Origin of the sequence: Microcoleus sp. B13-B6, assembly GCF_036705405.1 — a bacterium.
Taxonomy (GTDB): Bacteria; Cyanobacteriota; Cyanobacteriia; order Cyanobacteriales; family Microcoleaceae; genus Microcoleus.
Genome location: NZ_JAUBUJ010000084.1, coordinates 1 through 20,183 on the forward strand (window position 1 = coordinate 1; position 20,183 = coordinate 20,183).

The 20,183-nt window shown below is 45.6% G+C and carries 26 protein-coding genes and 1 pseudogene; 15 read left to right on the forward strand and 12 right to left on the reverse strand.

Annotated elements, in window-relative coordinates:
• Both QUB35_RS39275 and QUB35_RS28530 read left to right on the forward strand, forming a co-directional pair.
• Positions 1–127, forward strand: a pseudogene (locus tag QUB35_RS39275) (IS1 family transposase); the annotation flags it as partial.
• A gap of 93 nt (positions 128–220) precedes the next feature.
• Entirely contained in the window at positions 221–817 is a 597-nt protein-coding gene (locus QUB35_RS28530) for a hypothetical protein (protein WP_333145011.1), read from the forward strand.
• Positions 818–1,013: 196 nt separating this feature from the next.
• Here the strand turns inward: QUB35_RS28530 and QUB35_RS28535 are convergent, their stop codons facing one another.
• The 3 genes from QUB35_RS28535 to QUB35_RS28545 all read right to left on the reverse strand — a co-directional run bounded on the left by QUB35_RS28535 (position 1,014) and on the right by QUB35_RS28545 (position 3,646).
• Positions 1,014–1,895 (reverse strand): hypothetical protein, encoded by an 882-nt coding sequence (locus QUB35_RS28535; RefSeq protein ID WP_333145012.1) that lies wholly within the window; start codon positions 1,893–1,895, stop codon positions 1,014–1,016.
• Between the two features lie 133 nt (positions 1,896–2,028).
• A complete protein-coding gene (locus QUB35_RS28540; RefSeq protein WP_333145013.1) occupies positions 2,029–2,634 on the reverse strand; it encodes a DUF1517 domain-containing protein in 606 nt (201 codons plus the stop codon).
• 466 nt (positions 2,635–3,100) lie between these two features.
• A complete protein-coding gene (locus QUB35_RS28545; RefSeq protein WP_333145014.1) occupies positions 3,101–3,646 on the reverse strand; it encodes a hypothetical protein in 546 nt (181 codons plus the stop codon).
• A gap of 357 nt (positions 3,647–4,003) precedes the next feature.
• On the opposite strand from QUB35_RS28545, the gene rfbB reads away from it, so the two are divergent.
• From rfbB to hpsJ-A, 4 genes are all read left to right on the forward strand, one after another.
• Entirely contained in the window at positions 4,004–5,110 is a 1,107-nt protein-coding gene (gene rfbB / locus QUB35_RS28550; protein ID WP_333145016.1) for a dTDP-glucose 4,6-dehydratase, read from the forward strand.
• Between the two features lie 386 nt (positions 5,111–5,496).
• Entirely contained in the window at positions 5,497–6,348 is an 852-nt protein-coding gene (gene crtA / locus QUB35_RS28555; RefSeq protein WP_333145017.1) for a cyanoexosortase A, read from the forward strand.
• Entirely contained in the window at positions 6,348–7,016 is a 669-nt protein-coding gene (locus tag QUB35_RS28560) for a cyanoexosortase A system-associated protein (protein WP_333145019.1), read from the forward strand. Before crtA ends, QUB35_RS28560 begins: the two co-directional genes overlap by 1 nt.
• A 178-nt stretch (positions 7,017–7,194) precedes the next feature.
• A complete protein-coding gene (gene hpsJ-A / locus QUB35_RS28565; RefSeq protein WP_333145020.1) occupies positions 7,195–7,872 on the forward strand; it encodes an HpsJ-like protein, cyanoexosortase A-associated in 678 nt (225 codons plus the stop codon).
• Positions 7,873–8,293: 421 nt separating this feature from the next.
• On the opposite strand, the gene QUB35_RS28570 is transcribed toward hpsJ-A, so the two are convergent.
• Positions 8,294–8,935: a cofactor assembly of complex C subunit B gene (locus QUB35_RS28570; RefSeq protein WP_333145021.1), complete on the reverse strand. Its 642-nt coding sequence runs from the start codon at positions 8,933–8,935 to the stop codon at positions 8,294–8,296.
• Positions 8,936–9,046: 111 nt separating this feature from the next.
• Complete coding sequence (gene rpaB, locus QUB35_RS28575; RefSeq protein ID WP_071587789.1) at positions 9,047–9,778, reverse strand: response regulator transcription factor RpaB; 732 nt, start codon at positions 9,776–9,778, stop codon at positions 9,047–9,049.
• Positions 9,779–9,940: 162 nt separating this feature from the next.
• Here rpaB and radA point away from each other — a divergent pair, with 162 nt between their 5' ends.
• The 9 genes from radA (at position 9,941) to QUB35_RS28620 (ending at position 14,959) form a co-directional block, all read left to right on the forward strand.
• The gene (gene radA, locus QUB35_RS28580; RefSeq protein ID WP_333145022.1) at positions 9,941–11,494 is read left to right on the forward strand and encodes a DNA repair protein RadA; all 1,554 of its coding nucleotides are present in this window, start codon (positions 9,941–9,943) and stop codon (positions 11,492–11,494) included.
• Between the two features lie 49 nt (positions 11,495–11,543).
• Positions 11,544–11,780: a hypothetical protein gene (locus QUB35_RS28585; protein WP_333145024.1), complete on the forward strand. Its 237-nt coding sequence runs from the start codon at positions 11,544–11,546 to the stop codon at positions 11,778–11,780.
• A 3-nt stretch (positions 11,781–11,783) separates the two neighbouring features.
• A complete protein-coding gene (locus QUB35_RS28590; protein ID WP_333145025.1) occupies positions 11,784–12,116 on the forward strand; it encodes a type II toxin-antitoxin system PemK/MazF family toxin in 333 nt (110 codons plus the stop codon).
• A gap of 153 nt (positions 12,117–12,269) precedes the next feature.
• Entirely contained in the window at positions 12,270–12,425 is a 156-nt protein-coding gene (locus QUB35_RS28595) for a DUF2281 domain-containing protein (RefSeq protein WP_333145026.1), read from the forward strand.
• 102 nt (positions 12,426–12,527) lie between these two features.
• Entirely contained in the window at positions 12,528–12,779 is a 252-nt protein-coding gene (locus tag QUB35_RS28600) for a DUF4258 domain-containing protein (RefSeq protein ID WP_333145027.1), read from the forward strand.
• Positions 12,780–12,792: 13 nt separating this feature from the next.
• Positions 12,793–13,032 carry a DUF2283 domain-containing protein gene (locus QUB35_RS28605; RefSeq protein WP_333145028.1) on the forward strand — a complete coding sequence of 80 codons (240 nt, stop codon included), beginning with the start codon at positions 12,793–12,795 and terminating at the stop codon, positions 13,030–13,032.
• A gap of 282 nt (positions 13,033–13,314) precedes the next feature.
• Positions 13,315–13,572: a type II toxin-antitoxin system PemK/MazF family toxin gene (locus QUB35_RS28610; RefSeq protein WP_333145029.1), complete on the forward strand. Its 258-nt coding sequence runs from the start codon at positions 13,315–13,317 to the stop codon at positions 13,570–13,572.
• 128 nt (positions 13,573–13,700) lie between these two features.
• Complete coding sequence (locus QUB35_RS28615) at positions 13,701–14,555, forward strand: TIGR02587 family membrane protein (RefSeq protein WP_333145030.1); 855 nt, start codon at positions 13,701–13,703, stop codon at positions 14,553–14,555.
• Positions 14,552–14,959, forward strand: coding sequence for a TIGR02588 family protein (locus tag QUB35_RS28620; RefSeq protein ID WP_333145032.1), 408 nt, complete (start codon positions 14,552–14,554; stop codon positions 14,957–14,959). Before QUB35_RS28615 ends, QUB35_RS28620 begins: the two co-directional genes overlap by 4 nt.
• Positions 14,960–15,211: 252 nt before the next feature.
• Here QUB35_RS28620 and QUB35_RS28625 read toward each other — a convergent pair whose 3' ends face one another.
• The 7 genes from QUB35_RS28625 to QUB35_RS28655 form a co-directional block, all read right to left on the reverse strand.
• Positions 15,212–15,805 (reverse strand): CPBP family intramembrane glutamic endopeptidase, encoded by a 594-nt coding sequence (locus QUB35_RS28625; protein WP_333145034.1) that lies wholly within the window; start codon positions 15,803–15,805, stop codon positions 15,212–15,214.
• Positions 15,806–16,039: 234 nt separating this feature from the next.
• On the reverse strand, positions 16,040–17,215 hold the full coding sequence (locus QUB35_RS28630; RefSeq protein ID WP_333145035.1) for a DUF3326 domain-containing protein: 1,176 nt from the start codon (positions 17,213–17,215) through the stop codon (positions 16,040–16,042).
• A complete protein-coding gene (locus QUB35_RS28635; RefSeq protein WP_333145037.1) occupies positions 17,212–17,403 on the reverse strand; it encodes a hypothetical protein in 192 nt (63 codons plus the stop codon). Before QUB35_RS28635 ends, QUB35_RS28630 begins: the two co-directional genes overlap by 4 nt.
• A gap of 57 nt (positions 17,404–17,460) precedes the next feature.
• Entirely contained in the window at positions 17,461–17,778 is a 318-nt protein-coding gene (locus tag QUB35_RS28640) for a 2Fe-2S iron-sulfur cluster-binding protein (protein ID WP_333054544.1), read from the reverse strand.
• Between the two features lie 243 nt (positions 17,779–18,021).
• The gene (locus QUB35_RS28645; protein ID WP_333145038.1) at positions 18,022–18,567 is read right to left on the reverse strand and encodes a Uma2 family endonuclease; all 546 of its coding nucleotides are present in this window, start codon (positions 18,565–18,567) and stop codon (positions 18,022–18,024) included.
• On the reverse strand, positions 18,568–18,696 hold the full coding sequence (locus QUB35_RS28650; protein WP_333145039.1) for a hypothetical protein: 129 nt from the start codon (positions 18,694–18,696) through the stop codon (positions 18,568–18,570).
• Positions 18,697–18,853: 157 nt separating this feature from the next.
• Positions 18,854–20,068 carry a GTPase gene (locus QUB35_RS28655; RefSeq protein ID WP_333145041.1) on the reverse strand — a complete coding sequence of 405 codons (1,215 nt, stop codon included), beginning with the start codon at positions 20,066–20,068 and terminating at the stop codon, positions 18,854–18,856.
• Positions 20,069–20,183 lie beyond the last annotated feature (115 nt).

Consider the following 20,183-nt stretch of genomic DNA (forward strand, 5'->3'; position numbering starts at 1 on the left):
GGCTCGGCTACATCGTAAGACTCTTTGTTATTCTAAATGTGAGGAAATGCTCAAGCATTCTATTAAGTTATTAATACATTACTTGAAGTTTGACGATATTCCCATTCCTGGGGTATTCATACCTTGATTCAGCAACGCCAAGATTAAACTCGAATGGATTTACTATAGATTCCGTGAAGGTTATTGGTACGATAATCTAAACAAGGAAACCTCTGACAAGATGCCTAATATATATAGGTCTCAATTAGAAATTTCAGAACGTTTAAGGGAGGAACAACCTACTGCAAAAATTATTGAGACACTATATATTTTTCGCTGCCTTTACATTAAAAATAATGAATGGCAGAGATTTGACCAAACTATCGATCGGTATGAATTTTCTATCTTAGATAAGTTGATAGAGTCTTGTTTTGCTCGTTTTGGAAGCTCTGTCAAGAAGTTTGAACTGGGTATTCAATATTATTATGAATTTGATTGTGGTTTGGCTTCTGGTAAATCTCCTTGGCTGCACTACACTACGGATTTGATGCTTAAGCGATGTTTAGAGATTTGGCCAAAAATTAAACCCGATCAAATTAAGCGAGGGTTAGCGCTGCAAAAGCGCGGTGAACCGTCCGTAAATGGTCATATTGGATCGCTCAATGCGAAGAAAGCTATAAAAAAAGAGGGGTATGGGGCTGATGAAAGGTGGGTTGTGGTAAATCCAGAAGCACTGAAACCCTGGCGTGGTGAACTTCTATCTAAAAGTGGTATAGAGGCTGCAAGAAGAAGGGCGCATGAGTGGCAGTTGAAACGTACAGGCACATCTCATAAATAATAGCGATATCTCTTACTTTGCATCCTTTGCGGTTGAAATTCTTCAAATAGATCGTCCGATTTTATCATCAGGAATTGAGGGCAAATGATTTACAGCCTTGGCCTAAATTGCTGACGATAAATCCAGAGTGGAATTCTCGAATTCGCAATGATTTAAGGCCAGGATACATTTTGCCTGAGTTTGAAACATGATATTCTTAACGCCTTCTGCCGCCAAAAGAGCGACTCCGACTCGGTTGACGAGAATTCCTCCCACTACCAAAACTTGGCTGCCGCTTGTTTTGATTTTGACGCGGCTGCCGCGATCGCCTCAAAGTGCTGCCACCGTAACCCGAACCGGTCGATCGATTGCCATTTGGACGTACTGAGGGTCTTACTGGCTGGTTGTATGTGGGCGATCGCAAGCGGCCTGTCGTCCTTAAAACTTGACGGTTTCTCACAACCGGAGGCGGAGTTCGATACCGAGTTTGATACTGCTGAACAGCTTGGTTGTAAGTATTTCCATACCCGCCATATCCTGTCATAATTCCCGGCTGATAGACTGGCGGCATATAATATTGCGGTCTAAATAACAAACTGCCGATCGCCTGACCGGCTATAGCCCCAGCAAACGGTGCCCAGAAGCCAGATTGCTGCCGCACTACTACGGTTTGTGGCTGACCTGTTTGAGGATTAGGAACTGTTTCGGTAACGTTGTGAACGTACTCAATTTTAAAATCTTCTGTCAAATGCAAAACCGCTTGATTGTTATCCACATTTAGATAACTTTTCTTGCCTGCAGATATTTCTTCATCTGTTAAGCGAGCCATTTGCAAATCCCTAGTGCGGTAAACTGGGGGACTGCCGGGGGGAGTATTCAGCAACATCAAACTGTATTCGCCATCAGCATCGTCGTAGGTAGCTTGCTGTACAGGATATTGACCTTGACTCAAGTTATTATTTGGTGCAGGACGCACAGTGTTAATATTCGGATTTCCAGCAGGATTTGTAGAAGTTTGTGTGCGAGGAGAACCGCAGCCGGTTGCCGTCCACAAAAAAGTTAAAGCCATTAAATAAATTGTCAGTTTTCGCAGCATCATAAATAGTAATTGGGAATTGGGCATTGGGCATCGGGCATCGGGCATCGGGCATTGGTAGCAAATAACCCTTCGACTCCGCTCTGGGCACCGCAAATAACTAATAACTAATAACTAATAACTAATTACTCCTTCCTTAAAGGGGAATAAGTTCTGGAAAATTGACCAACACTTGGTCGTTGGTAAGTTCGTCTCCCAACTGTGCGGGAGAAAAGTGAACTTGCACAGCTCGGAGCCTTTCTTGGTAATGTAAATTAATCAGTGCTTTTAAACCGACTTTCAGCGCGCTGATGTCCGCAAGGTCAGTTTCTAGGGCAGGAACTTCGCCTTCATACGCAACTGTCAGCATCACCACCACATTTCTAGTTACGGGCAAAGACAAGGGGGAATTTTTATCGTAAACAGATGTACTGTATTGAGGCTCGCTGAGATAGCGATCGGCTGAATCAATGAAAAGTTCATCCACATAATCGCCGGCTTCGCCTTCATTCCAAAAAACATCGCCTTCATTGGCGGCTGATTGCCAGTAGTTGTCGTACTGCAACAGGTGATTGCAAATTTCTACAAGACCTTCTCCTAAAACTACTATGTCGCCATCGGCATCAATTGCTTGTCTGGCGGTGCGGTTGAGAACTCCTAACAGCGGTGCAACATCTTCGCCTGTTAGGTGAACGAACACCCGGCAAACTGCCAATCTAGTTTTACCTGTAAATTGATTGAATCGATCGCGCCAAGCATTCATAATAACCTAGAGTTGTAATCTGTAGGGCTATATTTCCAACCATAGCAGGGGATTTGAACTCTTGCCGTCTACCCTCAGATTGATCTGAAGAGTATTTTTAGCGATCGCCTCGGCCGCCTACTGTCTCGCTTTGACTCATCTAATTTTATAGCAGTTTTCAATCGGATCAAATACAGTTCAAATACAGTAGGAAAACCGCACAGCCTTGTCCTGACGGAGAGCGGCGACTTTTAATAATTGGTATGAGATTGATGATGGTAGCAAGAGTTTTTTTAATTGATATTAATTCAGCGCTCGTTTGCTTAGCCGGAATATGATATTGTGTGCGCTCGATTCATCTGTCTATTGTTTGCAGTGCTTCGCGATCGCAATGACCAGAAATTGTATGGTAGATAATTTCAAATCAAAAAACCTCCAATCTTGCAAGATTGGAGGTGCGCTAAGCGAATACTTTGGTTTGAGATAACTATTTGAGGCTCGCGCTTTGGACTTGTTCGATCGCAATTTCAGAACTCAACTCAGCAACTGGCGAAACCGGCAAATCCAGCTCGCCGCCTGGAGCTTCTGGGTGTTCGCGAACGACTGCAACCGCATTTGCTGACTCAGCTACAGCACCCGCCGCCGCCAAATCGAGCAAGGCAGGAACTTCCATGTGTCCAGAAACACCTGCATCTGCGATCGGAGCGATCGGCTCTTCAAAAACTTCAAAATTATCGGTCATCGCAGCGCAAGCAGCAGAAGCGCGCTTGCCGGCACGGTAGCTCATGTAGGCCGCACCGCCACCCAAAACTCCAGCCAAACCTAGGAAACCGAGAGCTGCTGTTTTGTAGGATTTCCACGGATTAATGCGCTCCGAGCCGCCGGAACCTAGGAGGGTTGTCGCAGAACCAGATTTAGACGCGCCAGATTTGCTGTAGGAACAGGGGAAAGCAGATGCGGCGTCACCTATGGCGATGCTGCTTGCGATCGCGACGACGGAAGCAATGCCAGCTAACACTTGAAACTTCTTCATGATGCTTGGGAGATTGTAAAGGATAATTAAAAAATTAATGGTAACAGCTCTTTACAAATCTATCAACTCTGCGCGCCGCCCATATCGCGGATCGATCGCAAAAGTCAGCTATAGCCTCACGCAATTCAAATTTAAAATTGCCCGCTTAAAAATCTGCAATGCTTAATATGTAAGCGTTTGGACTAAGATAGGGGTAGAGTTTCCAGTCAGGTGATCCAAGAGTTCGATCGCGCCCACATTAGAAAATCTGAGGTGAGACAGTAGAAATTTTAATTACAGAGCGGCAAACACTTGGTGACAAACTACTTTTAAGGCTACTTTTGTAAAGGCTTAGTTATTGGAATAACTCTTATTTTTATGACAGACAACGCGAATCAAGGCATTGAGCGCTCCGCGCGCCGATTGTTGGTGACGGGCGGGGCTGGATTTATCGGCTCGAATTTTGTGCATCACTGGTGCAGCAGCTATCCGGGCGATCGAGTAGTCGTACTCGATGCTTTAACCTACGCCGGAAACCGACAAACCCTGGCAACTTTGGAAGGAGGCGAAAATTTTCGGTTTGTACAGGGGGATATTTGCGATCGTACCTTAGTCGATACCTTGCTCAAAGAAGAAAACATCACCACAGTCGCGCACTTTGCCGCAGAATCCCACGTTGACAGGTCAATTATCGGGCCCGCAGCCTTTGTTCAAACAAACGTTGTCGGAACCTTCACACTGTTAGAAGCCTTCCGCAAGCATTTTGAAGCAATTGATGAGGCATCTCTCAAAGCACAAATGCGCTTCCTCCACGTTTCTACCGACGAAGTTTACGGCAGTCTCGGCCCCGATGACCCAGCCTTCACAGAAACAACGGCCTACTCGCCCAACAGTCCCTACTCAGCCTCCAAAGCTGGCAGCGACCACCTCGCCCGCGCCTATTTCCACACCTACGGCGTCCCGACAATTATCACCAACTGTTCCAACAATTACGGCCCCTATCACTTCCCAGAAAAGCTCATTCCATTAATGTGCATCAATATGTTATTGGGCAAACCGCTGCCAGTATACGGCGACGGTCAAAACGTGCGAGATTGGCTCTACGTTCTCGACCACTGCCGCGCTTTAGATGCCGTTATTCACCGTGGTCAGCCTGGGGAAACCTACAATGTTGGCGGCAACAACGAGGTAAAAAATCTCGATTTAGTAAAAATGCTGTGTCAGCTAATGGACGAATTAGCTTCTGATTTACCCGCCCGTCCTTGCGAACAATTGATCGCATTTGTCAAAGACAGAGCCGGGCACGATCGGCGTTATGCTATTGATGCCACCAAAATTCAAACAGAGTTAGGTTGGACTCCCTCAGTAACAGTTGAAGAAGGTTTGCGACAGACTGTAGAATGGTACTTAGCCCATCGGGAGTGGTGGGAACCCCTGCTTTCGGAGGAATATCAAACTTACTACCGGAAAGTCTATTCTAACTAATCTACTCCTGGACGCACGGGCTACCACAAACCAGAACCCGTAAAAAACTGGTTTTCCCGCTCAAGAGTGCGTCCAGAAAGGTTTCTGTCTTGCCTTCAAGCTTTACATTTAAACTCCCGGCGCAGAAACCGGGTTAGAGAAAGGAAAATCTTTCGTTAAGTGCGATCGATCAGAGTTAAAAAACCTGTTTTCTTTGGTCTTTGCTCCTAACTTCAGAATTAATTGGGTGAAGGTACTTATCACACATATTTACTCTTGTCAATCTTTGTGAAGATTTAGTGAAAAATCATCCCAAACGCATAAATTTAAGTGTTTGTAGCTGATAATTTTAATAGAGTTACAGGATTAAGCATTTTAGAAGCTTTTAGTCAAAACAAAAAGCAGCAATGACCGAAATAAACTCGCTCAAGCACATCCAAGAACCTAAATACTGGCTGTTAGGCATCGCCTCCGGTTTGATTGCCATACACCTAACTCTGACTTCCAGAACAAACGACACTGACCTGTTCGGTACAATGTTACTGTTTTGGGGAGTCGTAGCATTTCTCATTTGGGAAAGGCACGAATCCTTAACTTTTGAAAGTGGCATTTTCGCCACCTTATTTGGGACATCGTTAATTGCTTTAATATTGCTCAAAAGTTCGTCGATATCTGGATACGACTTTTTTATCAGAGCAACGCCTTTTTTGTCTGCAATTAGTCTCGCATTGCTGGCTTCCGGCACAAAAGGACTGAAACAATATTGGCAGGAACTTCTAATTCTTGGCTATACAGCTATTCCTCCCGGATTGATCGGAGTATTCGTTGATGTCCCCCTATTAACCGCTAAATTTTCAGCTTTCCTCCTGCACTATGTAGGATTTGAAGTGGTGCAAAAAGGGGTTTTTCTAATCCTGGAAAAGGGAAGCGTGGAAGTGAATCACGGCTGTTCCGGGGTGAATGGGATGCTACAATTGTTAGGACTAGCTCTGGTTTTCTTACTGATGTTTCCTACCACTACGGGTCAGAAAATGGTATTGCCATTCGTGGCAATAATTACTGCATTTGTAGTGAATGCCGCCCGCGTTGGTCTCCTGGCAGTGCTGGTATCGCTATCTCAACCCGCAGCATTTAAATACTGGCACGAAGGAAATGGTTCGGTAATATTTTCGATGATTGCTGTATTTATTTTCGGGTTATTCTGCTGGTTTGCAATTTTGAAAGACCAACCCCCAAATAAGGAAGGACAGAATTGCTAATGGCTATTACCTCTTGGAAACCACTTAGGCTTTCCCTGTTGGCTGTTACTTTGGGAGGCGTTTTGTTGGTTGCCGGAAAATTGGTTTTCTATCCATCGGACGGCAAGAATGTGGCAACCCCGTTTGAGTTTCCCGAGTCGGTGCCTTTAGCCGATTGGAAACTAAACAAGAGCGTGCCTCTGGAAATTAGGGACAATTCAGGATTCAAAGCTGCCAGGAAATATGAATATCAAAAAAATAGCAGGTATCTAGAAATAGAGATGCGGTATGCGGTAAACACCATTGGAGATGTGGAAGGTATGATGAAGGGACATACTATTCTCAAGTCGTCTCCTGGTAAACTAGCATTAGTAAACACTCAAGGCGCGGGGTTTCACGCAATTTTGCAACAGCAAAATCGACTGTATTTGAGTTCGTGTATCAATCCTCGTGGCAGTGCTACAGTAACTTCCCAACAGTTTAGATATAATCGAAATACTCGCGATTGGCAGCCAAACCGTATTCTGTTTTGGTTGTTGGGTAGGGGAAATATTCAAGACCGGCGCTGTTTGTGGACTCAGATGTCTGTGCCTTTGGATAAAACAACTCCAGAAGATGCCCAAAAAATTCTAGAGAATGCTTGGGTTTCTTGGTATGAGTGGTGGCAGCCGCGATTCCCCGAACCTTGACTCGATTCAGTCGATTTTAGCTTTTAGCTTTTAGCTTTTAGATTTACTGCACAGGTGAATCTGGAAGCTTGAACAAGAGTCTAAAATTTTAGACTCTCCACGACTGTTGTCGGGGGATTGTATCCGTTCTTGAGCGGGGTCAAGAGAGATTTTTCTTAACAACAACTCTGATTATTTTATGAATGACTTACAAGGCGAACAAGGTTTTTCTATCTACAGACTGCGTTGGATTGGCTACGGTCTATTAATTTTGTCTGTATTAGATACGATCGCAACTCTTATACCAGCCAATTTTGGCAATCGCCTCTGGGAATTGCAAACCATTGGGGCTGTAGTGGAACGGGTGCCAGTTCCTTTACTGGCAATGGCGCTGATATTTTTTGGCGAAGGGTACGATCGCCGAGGTTTGGAAGACCTTTTTTTGAAGGTTTTGTCTTGGGTTTGTCTGCTGCTAGCCCTGGTTTTTCTGTTGATGCTACCTTTGGGAATTTTTGGCACTATCTACGTCAACAACCAAAACAACCAGCAAATTACTACTCAAGCAAATCAACAATTAGCTCAGTTGCAGCAGGTGGAAGAACGGCTGAATAAGGGTAGTCCTGAAGATTTAAGGAATTTGGCGGGGGAACTTACTCGTTTGGGGGTACAAGCGGATACGCAAAACCCACAGCAATTGAAAGAGCAAATTCTTTCGAGAATTACTCCGGCTAAGGAACGGTTACAGACGCAAAGTGCTGCGGTTCAGCAAAGTCAGCGCTTGGGGTTATTTAAAAATGCTGTTAAGTGGCTGCTGGGCGCGCTGATTTCTAGTGTTTTGTTTTTTACGCTGTGGCGCGGTACTGACTGGGCTCGCTAGTAGTTTTGAGTTTTGAGTTGCGAGTTTTGAGCTACTAAGGTGCGCCTAGCGCACCCGGAGAGTCTTGTTGAGGACTAAGATGCGCCCTGTACACGCAGCCCGCGTCTTGGTGGTTAAGAAGACCCTCAAACCCTGGAAATTTCGTTGGGGGCAGCGCTGGATCTTCTTCTTTTCAAAAGATATCGGTAATAAATCTTGTTTATTGCCGATAGCCAACACCGAGAATGAGGCAAATCCGTCGTTAGCGCAGCCCTCGAAGACGATCGCACCAAGACGCGGGCTGGCATTGTGCAATCCACAATCCCTAATCCACAATCCCTAATCCACAATCCCTAATCTAAAATCCACAATTTAAAATCCACAATTTAAAATCCACAATCCACAATCCACAATCCACAATCTAAAATCTAAAATCTAAAATCTAAAATCGATTGATGGTATTTTCTAGTTTGTCGGCAATGCCTTCAACCCAGTTTTCATCTTGTTTTGTGTAGCTGCGGGGCGCGTTAGCACCTAAGATTAAAACGCCTTGGATGCCGATCGGCTGACAGATGACTCCTTGAGTATTTTCTGGCAAATAGTCAAATTCAATTTTGCCGGGGTAAATATTAAGATTTACTAAATAAACTGGTTTATTTTTGTCGAGCACTCGCTGCAATATCGGCCCTGGTTTGACTTCGGGATTGATGCCTAAAATACCGCGCCGCAATAGAACTTTTCCCTGATACACAATTACGATCGACCTTGTGGCGGTATTTGTCAACAGCAAACGCGACGCCCAAGCTAATTCTATTTTCACAGCCTCCGGCAAATCCGGCGCAAATTCAAAACCTTCTTCGCCGATAAGTTTTACGGAATCGGGCGATCGCGCTTGCACCTGCTGCCACAGCAAACCTGTTAAAATCAGCAAAGCGCTGATAATTACTCCCAAAGCGTCCGATCGAGCTTGAGAATCTGTAATTTGCTCTGTCAGCAACCGGTTTACCATTAGCAGCGTACCTGCTAACCCTCCTGCAACTAAGGGCAATTGGCGCAAAACTTTATTGGGATCAGATTTAGTCATTAGTCATTAGTCATTAGTCATTAGTCATTAGTCATTAGTCATTGGTAATTGGTAGTTGGTAATTTAACTAATGCCAACTGCCAACTGCCAACTGCCAACTGCCAACTGACTTTATCCTACTTCTCCTATTTCGACAATTCGCTGGAAGAGATAGCCGGTGCCGCGGGCGGTGAGAATTAATTCGGGATTGCTGGGGTCGTCTTCCAACTTTGCCCTCAGCCGCGAGATGTGAACGTCCACTACGCGGGTGTCTACGTGGCGTTCTGGCGTGTATCCCCAGACTTCCTGCAAAATTTCCGATCGCGAAAAAGGCTCTCCAGAACGGCTGACAAGCAGTTCTAACAGGCTGAATTCCATGCCCGTGAGGCGAATTCGTTCGTCGCCTTTGTAAACTTGGCGCTTGTTGGTGTCAATCCTGATATTGGTGACGTGGATGACTCCAGAGCTGGGAATGCCCGATGCTCCGTTTTTGTCAACTCTCCGCAGTACCGAACGGATGCGGGCTTCAAGTTCTTTGGGAGAGAAAGGTTTGACGACGTAATCGTCGGCGCCCAATTCTAAACCGGTGATGCGATCGGCTACGTCTCCCAAAGCAGTTAGCATGATGATAGGCACGTCTGACTCTTTACGCAACTCCTGACAGACGCCGTAACCGTCTAGCTTCGGCATCATCACGTCCAAAACCACTAAGTCGGGTTCGGTGTTGCGAAATGTTTCGAGAGCTTCTTCGCCGTCAGCAGCGGTGACGACATCGTAGCCAATCATGGAAAGGCGAGTCTCCAGAATGCGACGGATACTGGCTTCGTCATCGACTACCAGAATTTTTTCTTTATGGTTTTCCAAGTTACCGAGCACTCCTTAAGTTACATTTCAGATAATGTTAATTTTTTGTACCCTATCATAGAAGACACAAATTGAATCATGGGCGGCGATCGGTCTGAAAGCTTGATAATTGCTTTAACTCAGACTTTTCTAAATGTTAGGGTGACTATTTATCATAAAACAATGCCTAAGCCTCGAATACAATATATTTGTCGGGAATGCGGCTATGATTCACCACAATATTTTGGCAGATGTCCTAGCTGTCAGAAGTGGGATTCTTTTGACGAGCAGTTAGAACAACCTACTGCTGCTGTGTCGCGAGTGGGTTTAACTGGGGTGACAACTAAGACAGTGGGCGGTTCGCCCCCTGATAAGTCGAAGGGTCAACCCAGGGTATCTTTCAGATTATCGCAGATTTCCGACCAAACTCAGTCTCGCTGGCCTTCTGGCTACGGGGAGCTCGATCGAGTTTTGGGAGGCGGGATTGTTCCGGGATCGCTGGTGTTGATTGGGGGGGAACCGGGAATCGGGAAATCGACGCTGCTGTTGCAGGTGGCGAATATGTTGGCCCGCAAGGATCGGATACTGTATGTCAGTGCGGAGGAGTCCGGCCAGCAGGTGAAGTTGCGATCGCAGCGTTTGGGCGTGGCTAATCCGGTTGATTTGTCAAGCAACGGCGGGCATAAATCTGGCAGTAACGGGGAAGCTAAAAGGGATTCCGAGGACAATTCAGCGGAGAATTTCTACTTGCTTCCAGAGACGGATTTAGAAGTTGTTTTGCGGGAGTTGGAAGCGCTGAAACCGAATGTGGCGGTGATTGACAGCATCCAAACTATTTATTTTGCTAGTTTAACATCGGCTCCGGGTTCGGTGGCTCAGGTGCGGGAATGTACATCTGCTTTGATGCAGGTTGCGAAAAGAGAAAATATTACTTTATTTATTGTCGGTCACGTTACGAAAGATGGAGCTTTGGCGGGGCCGAGGGTTTTGGAACATTTGGTAGATACTGTACTGTATTTTGAGGGCGATCGCTTTGCTGCTCATCGACTTTTGCGATCGATGAAAAACCGTTTTGGCGCGACTCACGAAATCGGTGTTTTTGAAATGGTAGCCAACGGTTTGCGAGAAGTAGATAATCCGTCGGAGTTGTTTTTAGGGAATAGAGATGAATTTTCTCCGGGTACTTCGACGACGGTTACTTGCGAAGGAACTCGACCGATTTTAGTGGAAATTCAGGCGTTAGTTAGCCCTGCAAGTTTCGGTTCGCCGCGCCGCACTACTACTGGTGTGGACAATGCTAGATTGCAGCAAATTTTAGCTGTTTTGGAGAAAAGGGTGGGGATTCCTTTATCTAAATTAGATGTGATTTTGGCGACGGTGGGCGGGTTGAAGGTGGACGAACCGGCCGCGGATTTGGCAGTTGCGATCGCCGTTGTGGCCAGTTTTCGCGATCGGGTGGTTGATGCGCGCACTGTTTTGCTTGGGGAAGTTGGTTTAGGGGGACAGGTGCGGCCGGTTTCCCAATTAGAGTTGCGGCTGAGGGAGGCGGCGAAATTGGGTTTCAAAAGGGCCATTATTCCTAAGAATCAACCCGTGCCAGATTTGGGAATGGAGATTATTCCCGTGGCGAAAGTAATCGATGCAATTATTGCGGCGATTCCGGCTACTCCCGCTCAGTTGCAGTCTGGTGATATGGAATTACAGTCTGTTGATTTGGAGGAAGATTTGTCTAATTGAGATTATGTTAAAGTAGCAATAACTGGGTAAACACAAATCTAAAATTAACATGATGAAAGCCTACGAATTTCCCGCAAAAGTTACATCGGAAGGAAAAATTAACTTGACCGATGACATTTTAAAATACTTGGCAGTCAACCAAGATGTAAGAGTGATAATTCTGGTGAATGAACAAACAAACTCAGAAGCAGATGAAGTAGAGGAAAAAACAGATTGGCAGCGTCTTGCCGCCGAACAATTCTTTGCTGATTGCAGCGAAGAAGATGCAATTTACGCTGAGGATTGAGCAATGACTAATTATCAGTTTGGAGAATTAGTTATAGTCGCATTCTTGTTTGCGGGTACAGCCGAAACTAAACACCGTCCTGGTTTGGTACTGTTGGACACAGGAGATGAAGATATGATTGTTGCCAAGATAACCAGTCAAATCCCTCATACAACCTTTGATGTCGAAATTCAGGAATGGCAAAAAGCAGGATTAAAGCGACCTTCAGCGGTTCGCTTACATAAACTAAACACATTACAAAAAAGTTTAGTTGAAAGGAGACTGGGAATATTAACCCCTGATGATTTGGTGCAAGTGCGAGATAGAGTCAAACAAATCTGCTCTTTCATTGGATGAAAATACAGGATCGCAAGCTTCATTAGTCACGGCAAATCTCAAATCTCAAATTTCCAACTGTATGCGGAGGCCCGAATTATGTATCAAGTAGACATTCTTGAGGCAAAAGAAAAGCTTTTGGAATTAATCGCAGCGGCGATGAGAGGGGAATAAGTGGCGATTACTCAAGATAACCAGCCTGTTGTAAAATTGGTAGGAATTCCCAAACAAGCTAAACCCAATCGGCAAGCAGGAAGTGCCAAAGGAATGGTTGGGATGTCCGATGATTTTGACGAACCGCTAGAAGAGTTTAAGGAGTACATGGAATGAGGTTGTTGTGGGACACTCATGCCTTTATTTTGATGCTTATGCGCGGCTGTGGTGAATTAAGTTAGTGCAAAAATAAAGAGGCAAAAAGGAGGTAATAGCAACGTGAGCGTTAGATTACATCCCCATGCTCAAGCACGATTGATTGAGCGAGGTGCAACTGAGGCAGAAGTAATTGCTACTGTTGAAAGTGGCACAACTTTTCCGGCTCAATTTGGCAGAACCGGATTTAGGCGCAACTTTTCCTTCAATGCTGAGTGGCAGGGAAAAGTTTATGCTATGAAGAAAGTGGAGGCGATCGCAGCCCCAGAAAGCGAAGACTGGATAATTATCACTGTAATTGTCAAATTCTTTTGAGCAGGAGGTTCCCGTGAAACTGACTTACGATCCAAGATACAACGTAGCTTATATATACCTGAAAGAAAAAACCGCACAGGTAAACACTATCCAGGTTAGCGATCAAATGAATGTGGACATTGCCCCCGACGGTACTATTTATGGAATTGAATTACTCAATGCCAATCAACAATTAGGGGCAGATAGTCAAGGAAAACTGATTGTAGTCAACGAAGCTTTGGGAGATTACTCTGAGATTAAACTCGCACTATAACTGCCTTAATAAAATTAGGTTAATAGAGATTAAAACCTACCAGGAAACCCTACGAATTTTTAGCAAAAGTCACAGATGAAGGGAAAATAGAATTTATTTCCCGATCGCATCTTAAAACACTTTGCAGCTAACCAAGAAGTCAGAGTTATTGTTCGGGTAAAAGGATCAACTGACACAGAAGAAGATGAAGAAGAGGAAAACGCTGCTTGGCAGATCCTTGCTGCTGAGCAATTATTGGCTGGCTACAGCGAGGAAGATGCTATCTACGACAATATTTGAAATATGCCAAATTATCAATCAGGAGAAGTTCTCTTACTGGCACTACCTTTTGCCGATGTAACAACATCAAAACTCCGTCCTGTGCTGGTACTTTTGGATGCAGGAGATGAAGATATTGTTGTTGCACGAGTGACAAGTCAAACAAATAGGACTGTTTTTGATGTTGAGATTGTAGAATGGGAGCAGGCAGGTTTCTTGCGTTCGTCAGTGGTTCGGCTGCATAAGGTGAACACAATAGAAAAGCGTTTTATCAATCGTTGATTGGGAATTTTAACCGCTAGCGACTGGACGCAAGTTAGAGAAAGAATACAACAAATATGGTATTCTATTTTAGCAGGTTTAAAAAAATATTTACTTGCCAAATTTTTGAGGTGCGTTTTCACTAAAAAATGAAGAAATCAAAAAGACACAAAAATCAGTGGTCAAATGAACTAAACGACATCATTAGAGGTGCATCTGGCGGCTTTTTATTCGGGATTCCGCTGCTTTATACGATGGAGGTTTGGTGGATCGGTTCGCATACTGAACCAGCGGAAATGTCGATCGCGATCGCAACTACCTTTATCGTCGTTTTCTTGCTGACTCGCACAGAAGGTTTTCGCAAAACTAAGGACATCCGCTGGCTAGATGCTGCAATCGATACCGTAGAAGCGATCGCCATCGGCATTGTCTGCGCGGCTTTTGTCCTATTTTTGCTCAGGGAAATTACGCCGGAAACTCCGCTGCAAGAAACTTTGGGGAAAATCATATTTGAAGGCCTGCCGTTTGCCTTGGGAGTTGCCCTGGCAAGCGGTTTCTTGAGTGGCGATCGCTATCAAAGCTCAGACAGCGAAAAGGAACCTAGCATCAATCCAACTGTAGCAGATATCGGCGCTACTTTAATCGGCGCGATGATCATTGCTTTCAACATCGCCCCAACTGACGAAATTCCCATGCTAGCTGCAGGTATTTCGCCGCCTTGGCAATTAGCAATTATCGCCGCTTCGCTGCTAATTTCCTACGGTATTGTATTTGTAGCAGGCTTTACTTATCAAGCAAAACGGCAGCAGCAGCAAGGGATTTTTCAGCGTCCCCTCAGCGAAACTGTCATGGCCTATTTAGTGTCGCTGGCGGCTTCTGCATTTATGATGTTTTTCTTCCACAAACTCAGTTTTGACGACCCGTGGTCGATTTGGTTGAACTATACGTTAGTATTGGGATTGCCGGCGGCTGTTGGCGGCGCGGCGGGGAGGTTGGCGGTATGAGTGAAAGTAATAACAAAGAACAGCCGCAAGAAAGAACTTTTGCTGAATGGGCGACATTTGCGATCGCCTGCTTGATCCTTTTTACCCTCACCGGACTCGTAATCTACAACTGGGTGACTAAAAAGCAGGAACCTCCGATTATTTCTGTCACTCGGAACACACCAATTCGCGAAAATCAAGGGCAATTTTACGTACCGTTTACAGTGACAAACACGGGCGGTGAAACAGCCGAATCAGTGCAAATTATTGCCGAATTGCGCGTAAATGGCGAAGTTGTAGAATCCGGCGATCAACAAATAGATTTTTTGTCAACGGGCGAAACTCAAGAAGGAGCTTTTATTTTCAGTCGTAACCCCAGTCAAGGTGAGTTGATTGTGCGATCGAGCAGCTACACACTGCCTTAACAAAGTTTTCAAGTCTCGTGTCCGTTAAGTGTGACCCTAATAAAATCCTGTCGCTGGGTGGGGGCGGGTTTAAAAATACCTTGGTTATTAAGCAGAGATACGGGTGAACCCGCCCCTACAAAATTTACGTTTATTGACTCGGTATCACGTTAAATAAACATAATTACCGTAGGGGCGGGTTCACCCATGTCTCCAATCCGGCGAGAGATTCATTAAACCCGCCCCGGTCTCGATATTGAGCGTGCGATCGAGCTAACGCTTCACCAGATCGTGTTCCCACTTCCAAACACAGCTAGAAATCAAATTCGTGCAGATATGAGCCGTAATTGGCACTAACAAATTCCCAGTCGCTAAAACGCTGTAACCCAACAGCAATCCGACAGCCGTTGCCCAAACAGCATAAGGCCACTGATCCAGGGCTCCCAAGTGCAGAATGCCGAAACAAAAACTCGATAAAACTAAACTGGTAACATTCAATCCCAAAGCAGACAGCATCACGCCTCGAAATAGCAATTCTTCGCTAAGTCCCGGCAGCAGTCCCAGCCAAATCAAATCCGGCCAAAACAAAGGTTTGAGCACTACTTCCAAGTAAACATCAGCACTCCGGCGATAACCCGGCCAGAGGTGATAAACGATCGCACTACCGCCTGTAATTGCCAGTCCGAGCGCACATCCTTGGAGCAAATCGATTCCTATCAATTTGACTGGCAAAAGCGATACCGATGCAAATAGCAACCACAATTTAGCTACCGCCAGCAACATAATTGCTGTCACGCCCATTGCTACTAAAACTTGGGTGCGCGTCAAGGGTTCAATTTCAGGATTTCCGGGAAGTTTTTCTGCCACTTAATCACTTTTAGATTTGAGGTTTGAGATTTGAGATTTGTTGGGTTTATACCAATTTTTTATGAGGCCCCGTAGAATCCGATCCCCCCTAGCCAAGGGCGGGCACGGGGAGTAGGGGTCGCACCGCCCCTACTAAGGGGGGGACAAGAGCCGGATCAAAGTCAACCCCTACTCCCCAACAATCAGGGGGATTTAGGGGGATCGAGATATGTGCAACTTCACATTAAATTGGTATTAGTCAGATAAACAACGCAGGGAGGAGATGTCTGCACCCAAGGAAGCTGGACTGATGCCGGCTCGCAAAGCGACCAAAACTCCGATCGCCTCTAAATATGAGTTTACCTGCAAAGCTTTGATTCCGAGTTTTTCTGGAGTCGCCTGCATCTGGGTTTTGTTGTCGCCGACAGCGATGATTTGTACGGACGATCGCGCACTCAAACTCAGAATAGCACTGCCGCCGCAGGCTGTGGCGGGTATCACCACCGCATCGACTCGATCGGCCCACAAACCCTGAGACTCGAAATCTCGCCTGTTTGCATAGAATTTCTCTCTTGTGGGGTGGGCATCTTGCCCGCCCAATACCTGCGGGTGGGCATCTTGCCCGCCCAATAGCTGTGACAGGCAAGATGCCTGTCCCACAGTAGGAGTGACAAATTGGGGAGCTTTGCCCAGGCCCGCAAGCACGCAAGGTAGGAAAGTATAGCCGATTTCCTCAGCAGCCGAGCGCGGGGACAGGTGCGGATCGAGGGGAAGCGCAGACAACGCGGGGGCGTGGGCGCAGGGGATTTTAAACGTCCTGACGATGAGGTGGCTGATCACAGCTTCCGCGCCGGCGAGGGGGTCAACTCCTTTGCCGCGGCGGTAGTTTTCGAGGGCGAGGCTGCCTTCATCGTCGGGAAATCTGGCTACAACTGCGATCGCCTCTACTCTTGCTTGTGTGATTAATTTTTCTGCCGCGCGCAATAAACTGTCGGGATTGCCGATCGTCCCCCAAGATGCCCCGGATTCGGAAATACGCAATTCTACTTGCAGAGGGCGATCGGTTAAAACCCAATCGGTTATATTCAAACCCAATGTAGCTCTCGCTGCATCAGCCGCTTGCAAGTGGCGCAACTGCAAGTCTGGTTCAATGCCGGCATCGAGGATTAAGCCGATGCGATTTTGATGTACCGGTTGCAGTCCCCAGCATCCGGCAGCAAATTTGTCAAGGGCGTAACCTTCAACGTAGAGAGCGTTAGGTATCGGCCAATAAAGTTGAGCGCCGTTGAGGACGTTGGGGTGAGTGATCAGGGTGTCTGAAATTTGGGCGATCGCCCTAGCCACGGGGAGCGCATCTCCTGCAAACCCACCAATCGAGGCTCCAACGCCTGTGGGGACTATCAAAACCACTGTTAAAGGGCGGGGGTTCACGGTGTTGCGGGGGATGCTTCCACGAGCACGTAGCCTTCTACCACAGCCTTTTGCCGATCGACATCCACGTCTGTGACTGCCCACCGCAGGGGTTCGCCGTACTTTTGCAGTTCAATTTCAATAGCCGAGTGCAGTTGCTCGGCGGTATCGTGGAGGTCAACTTCTGCGGAAATGAAATGGGTGGTCATAGGGCGATCCATAGTGGTTTTACCGCTAACGGTACTTAGGTCAATTTTAGCTTAGTCCTAGGATTTACCGAATTGGCGATCGTACACAATGTCTTCTTTTTCTGTTTCTATCTTCAAGTTCGATCGGGGATAAGCAACACACAGCAACACATAACCTTCTGCTTGAAGTTCGGGACTAACGCCCATGCCATCAACTTGATCGACTTGACCCTCAATAATTTTAGCAGCGCAAGTAGTACAAACCCCCGCATTGCAAGAACTCGGCAACTCAATGCCGGCGGCGTTGGCGGCGCGGAGAATTTGTTTATCTTCGGGTACTTCTACGGTATAGGTAGAGCCTTGGTGGATCAATTCAACAGTGTAAGTCTTAGACATATTTCAATTATTGGTTTTAATTCCCCAATTGGAATTTACGCTAGATTTGGAAACAAAGCAATCAGTATTTTACCGCTGTTTGTGCTTTTGTGCAATTTTACAACTGCATTTTTTATTGATAATTTTTTTTATTAAATGGCTGGGCGAGCGAGTGGCATTTTGTCAATGACTTTTTCACAAATTATAACGATCGTCACGGGCGAACTCTGCCAGAAAGCACTTATACCTAACTAATTTTTGCCTTCAAGCCAACAACTCGTCAACAGCAACACTAAAACCCGCCAGCACTAACTGAGTGCTGACGGTAGAACCCTGGTTAAAGGTTAACTTTTGAGTTTTAGTCACGATCAATATCCAGCGACTTTCTGGAAAAACTATCCAAACTTCCAGACAACCCGAATCTAAATACTCTTGTGCTTTAAGAAAAATCTCTTCCGCACTATCAGTAGGAGAAACTATTTCAGCAATTAACGGCGGACTTTGAGGCAAAGTAGGAACATCGCCAAATTGAGCAACAAGTTCAGGAGTCAGATAAGCTACATCAGGACGGCGCACTCGCCTGTCAGTACGACAAGGAACTTCGACATAAACTTCGCCTCCTTGTCCGCTAGAATCTTTGTAATTTCCCCAATAACGATCTAGTCTAGATTGGATGAGACTGTGTTTTACTGTCATGCCATTTTTCTCCGCGATTTGCCCGTCCACCCATTCCATATCGTCGGGGGGATTAGCCATAAAGTCTTCTAGAGAAATATTTTCTGATAAAACGGCAGCCATTGCCATAGCCATTTACTCTCTTTTGCAGAATTCACTCATATTGTAGCAATCAATTGGTAATTGGGAATTGGTAATTGGTAATTGGTAATTGGGAATTGGGAATTGGAACTGAGATATTGCACCATTTTCAGCAACAGGCAAGATGCCTGTTCCACAAGAAAATCAATATCTTTGTGGAAGAACAGGCATCTTGCCTGTTCATAAAAGGCTTATTGAGAATGGTGAAATATCTCAGTTGGAGTAAAAAAATAACCTATGCCCTATGCCCCAGCCCTATGCCCCATGCCCCATGCCCAATTTACTCAATATTAATTTGATTGGGAGGTTTAGGTTGATTCGGTTGCTCATCCTTCAAAGTTTTACGCCCAGAACTAGCATACTCCTTGTACATTTCCACAAACATCTTGGTTAACTGTTGCAAAGAAAGTTGTTCGCCATTAACTTGAGCTTTCATGTAAGCTTTAAGCACTTCAATGTAAGCCAAACCGAGGGCAAGGGTGAGAGTTGCTGCCGTTGCACCGGAGATAGCACCGCCGACAACAGTACCCGCACCAGGAATCATTTTAATCAAATTAGTAACAATACTTCTGCCGATAGCAGTAACCCCGCCAGCGCCGCTAATAGCAGACAGCATCGCCGAAATAAACCCCTTATCAAAGGGCATTCCAAAAATCACAGTAATATTAGCAATCATTGCCGTTTGCATCGTCATCAAAATCGGCGCGTCAGCAAACGGTACAGGAGTCGCGCCGACAATTGCAGAACCTGCCACATAAGCACTGAGATACTTAAATGCCATATCGGATTTGAGCGCAATATTAGCAATTTGTTCTTTTACAAAAGCTTTTTTAGCTACTTCGGGCAGCAGTTGAAAAGTTGCATCTACCAACTTATCTAAACCGTGAGATTTTACTGTATAATCCTCATCTATTTCTTCCGGTTCAGCCATGACGGGGATAATTTGACTGACGGGCAAATTCATGTGTTCGAGTTGCTTGAAAAATTCCCCCGGCTTTTTAGATGTCGTCTGAGTCAGCACTAAAAGAACTGGTACGTCTTTGACTTCCATTTCTTTTAGCCAGCTTTCCTCCACAGATTCTATTCTATTGGCGCTGTGATTGATGCAGTACCAGATGACGTGAATGTGTTCTTTTGGGTGCAGGAGTCTTTGGTCTTCAATCAGTTTAGCAACGTTTAATTGAATAACTTTAACTTGTTCGGCGTTGAGTTCGAGTCCGGGAGTATCGTAGACTGTAATTGGGCAATTCGGTTTTGTATATTGGCGGATGCCTTGAGTTATGGGGCGGCCGACTCCGGTTTCTGCTAAGCGTTGGCGAAAAACGGAATTTATCAGGGTACTTTTGCCGACACCGGTTTTGCCGATAACTAAAACATTGCACTGTCCCACTTGGTTTTCTGCGTCTTTGAAGGCGTAGTAACTTCTATTTAAAAGCTCGTCTAAGGAAAAGTCGTCTGACATGGCGGTTTGCTCCGATAAGGGTGGGATATTCATTAAATACCACCGAATAGAATTCCGATGCTCTAAAAACGAAGTCCGCGAAGGCGGACTGAGGATTCTTAAACATATTGTAGCAATTTGATTTCAGAACTGGTGCAACGGGTAGAGG